Source organism: Marinobacter sp., from assembly GCF_052094685.1.
GTDB lineage: Bacteria > Pseudomonadota > Gammaproteobacteria > Pseudomonadales > Oleiphilaceae > Marinobacter.
This window is the reverse complement of record NZ_JBQDKB010000107.1, coordinates 1-11221: the sequence shown is the minus strand read 5'-3', so window position 1 is coordinate 11221 and position 11221 is coordinate 1. Positions and strand designations below refer to the sequence as shown.

Below are 11221 nucleotides of genomic sequence, written 5' to 3'. Positions count from 1 at the left end.
CTAGAAAACTGCTACGCTTAATATCCGGTTGGCAAAAAAGCTGACCCGGCAATTTCACGTTTATCACGTTAAGGAGAAGCACAAATGAACATTCATTCTGGCTTTACCTTACGTCCCGGTTTCGCTGTACGGTTCGTATCGACTGTTTTTGGAACAACACTCGCCCTGCTGATTTCATCATCGGCGTTGGCCGCAGACATGGCCCCCCAAGTGAAGACCGCCGCGGTACACGCAGGCCTTGCTTCCCAGGCGGCAGATGTTAAAGGGGTGCACACGCACTTACATCACACACTGAATTGTCTTGTCGGCCCAGATGGAGATGATTTTGACAGTGATGAAATGAACCCATGTGGTGACATGGGCAAGGGTGCCATTCCTGATAACAAAGACGATGACATGAAGAAAAAGCTGGAGGGCGCTGTTGAGAAAGCGAACAGTGGGCTCGACACAGACGATTACGACGAAGCAAAAGCCGCCGCTATGAGTGTGCAAAAAATGCTCGAAACGAAGTAGATTTAAGAAGTTGTAAAAAGGGCCACTATAAAAGTGGCCCTTTTCTGTTTGCTAGCCAGGGCTGAGCCTCTACCCCATATTCTTCCTCACAAACTTCTGAATCTCGCCCACAATACCGCTTCGGAACGCCAGTACTGTGAGTACAAATATCCCCCCCAGAATCGGATCTACCCAGTCTCTGAGCAGGCTCTGAGAAAACTGATACTCGATGTTTACAACAAGGGTTGCGCCTATAACCGGCCCCAACAATGTGCCCATGCCGCCTACGAGTGTCATCAGAATGACTTCACCAGACATATGCCAGTGCGCGTCGTTCAGAGAAGCTAGCTGGAACACCACCGATTTCATGGAGCCCGCAAGGCCGGCAAGTGCCGCCGAGATCACAAACGCCAATATTTTGTAGCGATCCACTTTGTAACCCAGGGATACGGCCCGGGGCTCGTTCTGTTTGATTGCTTTCAACACTTGGCCATAGGGACTGCTGACAATTCGCTGAACCAACAGGTAGCAGCCAAGGAATACCGCTAGCACGAAATAATACATATTCAGGTTGTTTTCAAGGTCGATCAGCCCGAACAGCTCACCTCTGGGCACACCGTGCATGCCATCTTCTCCACCGGTGAATGGCGACTGCACGAAGAAGAAAAACACTAACTGCGCCAGAGCCAGGGTGACCATGGCAAAGTAGATACCTTGGCGCCGGATAGACAGGAGGGCGAAGCCCAGCCCGAGCGCGGTTGCCACAAGGGTTCCTGCAATTATGCCCATTTCGGTGGTTAGGCCGCTAAAGTTGCTGAGCAGGTAACCGGTGGTGTAACCGCCTGTGGCCAGAAAAGCTGCGTGGCCAAACGACAGCAAGCCGGTGAACCCGAACAACAGGTTGAAGGCTACCGCGAACAGCGCGAAGCAAAGGATTTTCATCAGGAACACGGGGTACATCACAAACGGGGCCGACAGCAAAAGCACCAGCAGTACACCGTTCAGTATGAGTTTTCTGCGATCCTCGGCTTTTTGCTGCTGCATGATCGTCTTCTGGATATCTGACTGAATATCGGTCTGGCTCATAATTATGCCTCCTTACCGAAAAGGCCAGTGGGCCGGATCATCAGCACCACGACCATAACCAGAAAGATCACAGCAGACGATGCAGGCGGGTAGAAGGTTTTTGTAAGGCCCTCCACAACACCCATGAGAATACCGGTAATAATGGCCCCACCTATGGAGCCCATGCCGCCAATAACTACCACAGCAAACACCACAATCAGTATGTGTGAGCCCATCACTGGAGTTACCGAGTAAATAGGTGCAGCCAACACGCCCGCGAAAGCCGCCAGCATGACCCCAAACCCATAAGTAAGGCTGACCAGCAAGGGCACGTTTATACCAAAGCCCTGCATAAGTTGGGAGTCTTCGGTGCCCGCACGCAAGTATGCGCCCAATTTGGTTTTTTCAATCATGAACCAGGTACCAAAGCACACAATAAGGGCCGCCACGATAACCCAGGCCCGGTAGAATGGCAGGAACATGAAGCCGAGATTTACGCCACCCTTGAACATATCCGGCATGGAATAACGCAGGCCGGAGACGCCGTAGATATTGGTGAGAACCCCCTGCATGATCAACGCAACGCCAAACGTCAGCAGCAGACTGTAGATATGATCCTGACCGGCGATACGGCGAAGAAGGAAATACTCAACAAGCACCCCAACTATGCCGACTAGAACCGGGGCTAGAAAAAGAGCCACCCAGTAGTTGACGCCCAAAGTGTCAAACAGGATGACCGTGCCCATGGCGCCAAGCATATACATGGCACCGTGGGCAAAATTGATAATTTTGAGAAGGCCGAAAATAACAGCCAGGCCGAGGCTCAAAAGTGCATAGAAGGCACCGTTGATCACCCCGATCAAAAGCTGGCCAAACAGCACCGCCATGGGGACGCCGAAAATCATGGACATGTTGCTAACTCCAAAAGCAGCACAGACGTTGAATCAGTTTTTATTTTACGTAGTGCTTTGAACTCTCCGGCAAACGCCGGAGAGCTCCTTAGTCTACGTTTTACTTACCACTAACCAGTTTGCAGTCGCTGTCTGCCAACGGGCGAAAAGCCTCGTCTGCTGGAATGGTGCGGAGAATCTCGTACAGATCCCACTCGTCTTTGGACTCTTCCGGCGTTTTAACCTGGGCCAGATACATATCGTGCACCATGCGGCCATCCTCCCGAATGCGACCGTTCGTGGCGAACATGTCGTTGATGGGCGTATCCATCATCTGCTTGCGCACAGTCTGGGTATCATCGGAGCCAGTCGCCTTAATGGCATTCAGATACTGAAGCGTGCTGGAGTAGATACCTGCATGAACCATGGTTGGTCTTGCACCGGTTTCTTTCATGAAGCGGTCAGACCAGGCGCGAGTCTCATCGTTCATATCCCAGTACCAGCCGGTGGTCAGCTGAAGGCCTTGCGCGGCTTCGGTGCCAAGGGCATGAACATCACTCAGGAAAACAACAAGGCCGGCAATGGTCTGGCCCGACTGAGTGACACCAAATTCTGCGGCCGTGGTAATGGCGTTAGTGGTATCTGCACCGGCGTTTGCCAAAGCGATAACATCCGCACCTGAGGCTTGCGCCTGCAAGATGAATGATGAAAAGTCCGGGGTTGGGAACGGATGACGAATGCTGCCTACAATTTCACCGCCATTGGCCTCTACAACGCGGGTTACGTCCTTCTCCATCGCGTGACCAAAGGCATAATCAGCAGTCAGGATATACCAGGTTTTGCCACCTTCCTTAACGATCGCCGTGGGGGTACCGATAGATAACGCGTAGGTGTCATAAGCATAGTGAATGTGGTTCGGGGTGCAGTGCTCGTTGGTAATACTGGATGCCGCAGAGCCGTTAACCAGACCGAGCTTGTCGCTCTCCTCTAGCACTTTGGTTGCTGCAATGGTTACAGAAGATGCAACAAGGCCAGCCACCATATCGACGTTATCGTTTTCAACCCAGCGACGCACTGTGGTGGAAGCTACATCTGGGCTGTTACGGTCATCAGCCGTGACAATTTCAATTTTTGCACCGTCTACCTTGCCGCCAAAATCGGCAATGGCCATTTCAAGGGCTTTAAGGCCGTTCGGGCCGGACAGGTCGCGGTAAGTACCAGACATATCCGCCAGGTAGCCGATTTTAACGACGTTGTCGCTGATTTCTGCTTGGGCGCCGCCCACCATCATGGCTGATGCAATGGCTGAGGTCAGAAGCTTTTTCATGATTGTCATTATTATATCTCCGCGACTGTGTTGCGTTGGTTCGGGTTTTTGTTGCTATTGTTTTACGTTTACACATACCTATCCGGGATACCTATCCGGGTTTAAACCCCCAAATAGCCATCCAGCACCGACTGTTTTGCATGAAGCTCTTCGGCACTGACTTCTTCCACAATTCGACCATGCTCAACCACGTAATGTCGGTCGGCCAATGGCGCTGCAAAGTGGAAATTCTGCTCTACTAGAATGATGGTTAACCCCTTCTTTTTAAGGGCTAACAAAACCTCACCCAGCTTCTCTACGATAACCGGCGCCAGGCCTTCTGTGATTTCGTCTAGCAAAAGCATGTTGGCGCCGGTGCGAAGAATGCGCGCCAGTGCCAACATCTGCTGCTCTCCACCCGAGAGCTTGGAGCCTTGGCTGAATCGACGTTCATAGAGATTGGGAAACATGGAGTAGATTTCTTCCAGGCTCATACCTCCGCTGCGCACAATCGGCGGCAAGGTGAGGTTTTCCTGAACGTTGAGTGACGAAAAAATGCCCCTGTGTTCGGGGCAATACCCAACTCCCAACCTTGCAATATTGTGTGGGGCGCAAGACATGGTCTCCTCGCCGTTTATCATGATGGAACCGGTACGACGGCCAACCATGTTCATGATCGCTTTAAGCGTAGTGCTGCGACCGGCACCATTACGGCCAAGCAGCGTGACCAACTCACCCCGGTTAACGACCAATTCAATTCCGTGCAGAATATGAGATTCGCCATAAAACGCATGCAGCCCTGAAATGCGCAGCTGTTCGTATTCTTTTCCCACATTTTGGCTCATTGGGCAGCCTCCTCTTCTGGTACCGCGCCCCTCTCACCACTTGATCCCGTGCCCATATACACTTCGCGCACGCGGGGATCAGCAGAGACTGCCTCATAATCACCTTCCGTAAGCACGGCACCCTGCGCAAGAACCGTTATGCGGTCGCACAGCTTGGAGACCACACTCAAGTTGTGCTCTACCATCAGAACCGTTCGGCCTTGTGCAGCCTTGCGCACCAACTCCACAACGCGATCAACGTCTTCCGTGCCCATCCCCTGAGTCGGTTCATCAAGCAGCAGTATTTCCGGCTCCATTGCCAAAGTTGTCGCCAACTCTAATGCCCGTTTACGGCCATAGGCCAACTCAACGGTTGTGGTGTTCGCAAATTCAGTTAGGCCAACGGACTCCAGAAGTTCCATGGAACGCGCGTTAAGCCTGTTCAGGGACGCGCCGGATTTCCAGAAACTAAAAGAGCTTCCCTCAAAGCTTTGCAACGCAATGCGGATATTTTCCAAAGCCGTCATATGGGGGAAAACCGCGGAGATTTGAAAAGAGCGAACCATGCCTTTGCGGGCAATCGACGCCGATTTCAGTGTGGTTATATCTTCGCCTTTGAAGAGAATTTTGCCACGTGTCGGAATGAGAAACTTGGTGAGCAGGTTGAACACGGTGGTCTTGCCTGCACCGTTAGGACCGATCAGAGCGTGTATATGGCCTTTCTGAATCTTAAGATTCACGTTGTCGACCGCAACAAAGCCTTTGAATTCTTTCACAAGGTTCTGGGTCTCCAGCACGTACTGGTCACTCATGATCCAATCTACCTTTTGTTATTGTTGTACAATTTTTCTTGCTTACAGATTAGATTGACGTTTACGTATACGTCAATCTAATTCTCATGTTTTTTTGGCGGAATAGAGTAGGTCATCGTTGAGTGAGCAACAGGCTCCTCTACGCCTTCCGAGTACACGAACACCTCTCCCACCCCCATGGTGCGACCCACTTTGAGCATAGTCGCTCGTGCCCAAATAGGAGTGTGGGCGGCAGGCTTGCGCAGAAAGTTAATGTTCAGGCTAGTGGTTACCGCCAAGGGCACTAGCCCAATTCTACTAAGCAGTGCCGCATAGACAGTCACGTCTGCCAAGCCCATCATCACCGGACCGGATACGGTTCCACCCGGCCGGAGATGCCCGTCGTCAACATCCAGGCCCATCTCAGCCCAACCATCACCGAGCTTCCTCAGGCTGCCGTAGGCGGCACCCTGGGGAAACTGCTCCTGAAGAAATCCTTCAAGCTCCTCAAGCGTAATCTTCATGAACCTGGCTCTTCTTGGGCTCGGTTACGCAGTACAAACCGCTGAATCTTGCCGCTGGGGGTTTTCGGTAGCTCATCCACAAATTCAATTTCACGGGGGAATGCATGTGTGGAAAGGCGACGGCGAACCAGCTCCTGCAGTTCGTCCCGCAGTGCCTGATCGTCTGCAGGCTGTTGATCGCTCTTGACCACAACATATGCTTTGATTATAGAGCCACGCTTCTCATCAGGCTTGGCAACTACGCCAGATTCTGCAACTGCAACGTGTTCCAGCAACGTGCTTTCCACATCTGCTGGACCAACCCGATAACCGGCTGTGGTGATAATATCATCGTCACGACCGCTGAATGAGAAACTGCCATCGCCATGGCAGATCGCCATATCACCGGTGAGGTAGTAGCCGTTCACGAATGGGTCTTTTTCGCCCCAGGTATAGCCATCAAAGTGGAACAGTGGAGACGCTTTCACATCCACAGCAATCTGCCCTACTTCGCCCTCGCCCACTTCTTCATTTTTCTCGTTCAGGGCAACCACTCTATGGCCTGGGGAAGAGAAACCCATTGAGCCCGGGCGTTGCGGGTGCTCAAGCGCCAGGAAGTTGCAGCAGGTCATACCGGTTTCAGTTTGGCCATAGTGGTCTGTAACCGGGCAGAAATGGCGGTTTTTAATCCAGCTAACAACTTCTGGATTTAGTGGCTCGCCGGCACTGCTGGCGACACGCAACCCAAGGTTCTCACCTTCAGGCAAAACATGGTCATTGGCTTTCAGCAGACGATAGGCAGTGGGTGCCGCAGCCAGGTTGGTGATTTTGTACTTACGAATCATGTCGTAGGTGGATTCAGGGGTAAACGCGCCTGGGTTGAAGTGGGTAGCGTGCCCCATCAGCAACGGGCCAACCACGGCGTAATAAAGACCATACGCCCAGCCCGGATCCGCAACGTTCCAGAACACATCGTCATCGCGCAGATCAATGGCGTACTTCATGTATACATAGAAGCCCATCAATGCCCGGGCAGGCACGGCTACGCCCTTGGATTTGCCCACAGTGCCGGAGGTGAACATCTGCAGGAAGGGATCGTCACCCTTGATCATCACCGGCTCAAAGTCCGGATTCTGCGCCTCAAGAGTGCTCCGAAAATCTGGAACATCGGCGCCGGTCTTTTCTGCATCAATGCAAAGTACTGGTGAGCAACCCTTCACGTCGTTGAGTTTGGGGTAGTTTGCCGGGTCGGTGACCACCAGCTTTGTGCCCGCACGTTCAAGACGGTATTCGATAGCACCGGAACCAAATGCTGTGAACAGCGGCTGATACACCCCACCAATACGCAGTGTGCCGGCAATAACGATCAATAGTTCCGGCCCTCTTGGCAGCAAAGCTGCTACCCGATCCCCCTTACCGATGCCTTGCGACGTTAGATAGTTGGCAAAACGGGCGGACTGCTCCTTCAATTCAGCAAAGGTAAGCACACCGTCGCCACCGCCGTCTTTTTCATAAAAAAGCGCAACTTTCTTTGGATCAGCGGCCCACTTATCACAAATCTCATGACAGACATTCAGCCCACTTGCCAGATTTCCATCTAGAATTTCCGCTTCAAGAGCGCCGGGGTCGAATTCGTTATAGACATCTGCGTATTTAGGAAGGCTCATAATCAACTCCTGCTATTTTTATCTTTAAATGCATGGATGAAGATTTAGCACAGCCTTCACTTTACGTAAAGGTAAACTTTAGGCAAAAGGGTGTCGTCAGGAAGAGCCATTGCTGAGGATTTGGCCCTGCTCATCGCAGTCCACCAGCGCGTAAAACCAACCACTGTATGCCACGCTATAGGTCATAATAAGGCTGACATCGCCTCCGGCGTGGGTATCAATAAGCTGAATCGTCAGCTCCTGTTTCATGGATTGCTCTCCAGAGAATAGGATTTGCCGTGCTCTTCCCATTGGGCATCCGGATGCTATGACGATTTTGCCTAGATAATGGCTGCCACGGTTCATAAAATAACGCTCGGCCTGATGCAGCTCCGAAAGTCAAAAAGCGCCGTCTGCACCATGTCCGTAGTAATCCGGAGTCAGGTTTATATCTCGGCGGTTATTGGCATAGATATTAAAATCCAGCAGACCTCGCTCGCCAATACGACCGGCATCAACGCCCTCACCGACTGCCACAACTCGGCCAGCAATGTCTGCACCTTGAATACAGGGGAAAATCAGAGTGGGTTTGCCACCCATCTGAAATGAGGTGTTTTCCCCCTTTTTGGTGGGGTACAACCTTTCCCGTGCTTTGCGGTCTGTATTGTTTTTTGCGGTCGCGGTTACCTGAACAAGCACTTCCCCAGGCGACGGAGACGGGGTAGGTACGTCTTTATATTCAAGCTTATCGAGGTCGCCATGGCCAGTTAGAACCATGGCTTTCATGGTGTTCGGAATCACAAGCAAATGATCCTCCCTGTCTGCGGAATAAGGTATTCCATCAGAATAGGCGACATTCACGCAGGTGTCCGGGCGCACACCGAGGATTCATTATCTTGCCCACCACTCGCTAGCGAGCAATAACCTTGTATATCGGGCGCAGCTTGGGGATCTGCTTCAAAACCACCTGAATAACAGTCATCAAGGGCACCGCAAGCAAAACGCCCACTGGCCCCCAGAGCCAGCCCCAGAAAAAGATGGAAACAAATATAATCACCGGGTTAATCGCCATGCGAAAACCGTGTATCCACGGTTCGATGAAGAAACCCACCATTGTGGTCAGGGCAAGATAACCGACAGGTGCGATGGCCATCATCCACAAGGTGTCCAGACTCACCGCTGAGACAACAGCGAGCATCAAAATGGTGAGGATAACGCCAAGATAAGGGATGAAGCGAGCCAGCCCAGCCACAAGCCCCCAAACCGCCGGATCAGGCAACCCGACAGCCCAGGCCATTAATCCAGTAGCCAAACCAACAGACGTATTACTGACACCCAGAACACAGAGATACTGGGCAATCTGATGCTGGGAGTCTCGGGTTATGCGCAGCACAGTTTTGCGGTGACTTCTCGGCAACTGCCGTACAAAGTTAAGCACCAGCCTGTCGCCGCTAACCAACAAGAAATATGTGAGCGCCATGGCAAGCGCAAGCCCCGCAACACCATCACGGGCCTTGTTCATTAACTGAGCACGCCAAGACTCTGTCTGCAGAACAACGGTTGTCGGCTCAGCAGCAGCTTTCTTGTCGCTGCCCTCCGAGAACACATTAACAGAGTCCTCCACTTTCTGGGCAGACTCCGTAACCTTGCTGATTTGACGCTTTAGTTCACTTTCCCCGACCAGTAAACGGGAAATACCCTCAGGAGCCTTACCTGCCCATTCCAAAGCAGGCGTGGCGACCGCCAAGGACACACCGGCGATACCCGCAAGCACCAGCGATACCAGAATCAGCGAGCTGACCATTCTAGGCATACGCAACCCCGTACTCATGCGGGAAACCAGAGGCGACAACAGCAGGCTTGTCAGCAGCGCCAGCACCATTGGCAAAATGATCTGGTGAGCAAGATAGAGGGTGTAAAGCACGCCTAGGATAAAGAGACCGTAAATAGGCGTAGAAAGGTCGGCTAGAGTCTTGCCGGCTCTAAGACTATGTTGTTCACTCGAGTATTGTTCGTCTTCCATAGAAAATCCGTAGCCTGTCCGCTGAGCCACTGCCAGCATAATTTGGTGCACCACCGAGGGTGTCGGCTGGCATGCGGGCCAATCAGTGTACCTTTGGTGAAGCTTTATCGCATTATAGAACGGCCTAAGCTAGAGCAAAGGCGGTAAATCGAAAGTAGACTGAAATAAGATGGGCTCCGTGCGATAGGCTTCAGCCTGGGCACTGGAGGCGATATAGGCCTGATTGACCCGAATATGCCTTCAATACGCCGGGTGCCGTCATACAGGGAAAAGGATTTCATGCTCAGAAAACGTTCTAAATACTGCCCGTCCTGCACTACTAAAGGTTTGAAGCCCACCAGTAATCCAGCCATTCTCGACTGCCGCCACTGCCATGGCTTGTGGTTTGAAGACGGATCGCTGAACCAGGCCATTGTCCAACAGCACGAGTGTCTAGACCAATACGACCACGAACTTCATCTGGGCCCCGCACTTCGCACCAGCGAACGCTTGTGCATACGTTGCCGCGTAACCATGACTCAGTATCAACTGCTTGTGCACTACAGCACCGAAATCGATTGCTGCCCAGACTGCGACGGAGTCTGGCTAGATAAGCATGAAATAGATCAGGTGATGCACTCGCCCAAATTGAAGCAAGCGTTAACGGACCTGAACCAGGCAGTGTCGTGGAAATCCTGGCTGTTCCAGTTTCTGACGGCCATGCCAGCGGAATACAACGTACAGCCCCAGCGCACGCCCTGGATCACCCGCACACTGGTTGTTCTGTGTAGCCTGATATTCGGCTTGGGCGCGCTGTCGCCGGAGGCCAATGAATGGATCTTCGTAAACCTGGCGTTGAACTCAGATACCCAAAGCCCCGCATACTTTGTGCTGCAACTGCTGACCTACCAGTTCGTGCACGGTGGGCTAATGCATCTGGCAGGCAACATGTATTTCCTGTGGATTATTGGCGACAACCTTGAAGATGCCTTAGGCCATGGTGCGTTCCTGGCGCTCTACCTGTTCGCGGGCGTAATGGCTGCACTGGCCGAACTGCTGCTGTTCGACACCAGTCAAGGCCCTTTGCTACTGGTTGGCGCCAGCGGCGCTATTGCGGCCCTTTTCGGCCTCTATCTAATGTGGTTCCGCCACGCCAGCCTGACCTTCATGATCGTCGTTTACCAAAAGAAACTCGCACCCCATTGGTACTTCCTGATCTGGAGCCTGATAAATGTGGTTGGTATGTTTTCCGGACAGGGCGACGTGGCTTGGGCCGCACACCTAGGCGGGTTCGCCCTTGGGTTGCTGCTGGGTTACCTGTTGAAGGACTACGTGTTTAGGAAGAACCCACTGATTGCGATGTTGAATCAGCCGGAAGCTATGTTACGACGGTGAGGGGCCTGCCTAAAAGGCTGAAGCGGCATTAACGTCTCAAAACCAACTCTACCTGAGGAAAGAAGAATGATTTCTGTGCCACGCCAAAGTTTTAGCCCTGTCGACCCAAAGGGCCAGTCAGCAAGCTGGAAACTGGTTACTGTCGCGATCACAACCGTGTGCCTGTCCGTGGCATCGTATATCGAGGTTCCAATGGTACCTGTGCCTATTACCGCACAAACCTATGTGCTTCTCACCGCTGCTGGGCTTCTCGGCTGGAAACTTGGCACCGCCTCAACGGTCCTATGGCTGATTCTCGGGGCTCTAG

Annotated in this window: 12 protein-coding genes and 1 pseudogene; 3 read left to right on the top strand and 10 right to left on the bottom strand. The window is 52.4% G+C overall.

The features are described from left to right. Nucleotides 1–84 precede the first annotated feature (84 nt). Entirely contained in the window at nt 85–513 is a 429-nt protein-coding gene (locus ACTH3S_RS16085; RefSeq protein WP_441810025.1) for a hypothetical protein, read from the top strand. Between the two features lie 69 nt (nt 514–582). Here ACTH3S_RS16085 and ACTH3S_RS16080 read toward each other — a convergent pair whose 3' ends face one another. The 10 genes and pseudogenes from ACTH3S_RS16080 to ACTH3S_RS16035 all read right to left on the bottom strand — a co-directional run bounded on the left by ACTH3S_RS16080 (nt 583) and on the right by ACTH3S_RS16035 (nt 9540). Then, nucleotides 583–1578 (bottom strand): branched-chain amino acid ABC transporter permease, encoded by a 996-nt coding sequence (locus tag ACTH3S_RS16080; RefSeq protein ID WP_441810024.1) that lies wholly within the window; start codon nt 1576–1578, stop codon nt 583–585. A 2-nt stretch (nt 1579–1580) separates the two neighbouring features. Continuing rightward, nucleotides 1581–2468: a branched-chain amino acid ABC transporter permease gene (locus ACTH3S_RS16075; RefSeq protein WP_441810023.1), complete on the bottom strand. Its 888-nt coding sequence runs from the start codon at nt 2466–2468 to the stop codon at nt 1581–1583. Nucleotides 2469–2568: 100 nt separating this feature from the next. Beyond that, nucleotides 2569–3783: an ABC transporter substrate-binding protein gene (locus ACTH3S_RS16070; RefSeq protein WP_441810022.1), complete on the bottom strand. Its 1215-nt coding sequence runs from the start codon at nt 3781–3783 to the stop codon at nt 2569–2571. A 92-nt stretch (nt 3784–3875) separates the two neighbouring features. Next, the gene (locus tag ACTH3S_RS16065) at nt 3876–4598 is read right to left on the bottom strand and encodes an ABC transporter ATP-binding protein (RefSeq protein ID WP_441810021.1); all 723 of its coding nucleotides are present in this window, start codon (nt 4596–4598) and stop codon (nt 3876–3878) included. Beyond that, a complete protein-coding gene (locus ACTH3S_RS16060; RefSeq protein ID WP_441810020.1) occupies nt 4595–5389 on the bottom strand; it encodes an ABC transporter ATP-binding protein in 795 nt (264 codons plus the stop codon). Before ACTH3S_RS16060 ends, ACTH3S_RS16065 begins: the two co-directional genes overlap by 4 nt. 77 nt (nt 5390–5466) lie before the next feature. Then, nucleotides 5467–5892, bottom strand: a complete 426-nt coding sequence (locus tag ACTH3S_RS16055) for a PaaI family thioesterase (RefSeq protein ID WP_441810019.1) — start codon at nt 5890–5892, stop codon at nt 5467–5469. Continuing rightward, complete coding sequence (locus ACTH3S_RS16050) at nt 5889–7538, bottom strand: AMP-binding protein (RefSeq protein WP_441810018.1); 1650 nt, start codon at nt 7536–7538, stop codon at nt 5889–5891. Before ACTH3S_RS16050 ends, ACTH3S_RS16055 begins: the two co-directional genes overlap by 4 nt. Before the next feature lie 96 nt (nt 7539–7634). Then, the gene (locus ACTH3S_RS16045; protein WP_441810017.1) at nt 7635–7787 is read right to left on the bottom strand and encodes a hypothetical protein; all 153 of its coding nucleotides are present in this window, start codon (nt 7785–7787) and stop codon (nt 7635–7637) included. Nucleotides 7788–7919: 132 nt separating this feature from the next. Continuing rightward, nucleotides 7920–8318: pseudogene (locus ACTH3S_RS16040) on the bottom strand (alcohol dehydrogenase catalytic domain-containing protein); the annotation flags it as partial. 109 nt (nt 8319–8427) lie between these two features. Next, on the bottom strand, nt 8428–9540 hold the full coding sequence (locus tag ACTH3S_RS16035) for an AI-2E family transporter (protein ID WP_441810016.1): 1113 nt from the start codon (nt 9538–9540) through the stop codon (nt 8428–8430). Between the two features lie 279 nt (nt 9541–9819). Here ACTH3S_RS16035 and ACTH3S_RS16030 point away from each other — a divergent pair, with 279 nt between their 5' ends. Both ACTH3S_RS16030 and ACTH3S_RS16025 read left to right on the top strand, forming a co-directional pair. After that, entirely contained in the window at nt 9820–10914 is a 1095-nt protein-coding gene (locus ACTH3S_RS16030) for a rhomboid family intramembrane serine protease (RefSeq protein WP_441810015.1), read from the top strand. Between the two features lie 66 nt (nt 10915–10980). Next, the coding region (locus tag ACTH3S_RS16025; protein WP_441810014.1) for a biotin transporter BioY at nt 10981–11221 on the top strand (241 nt) is incomplete at its 3' end.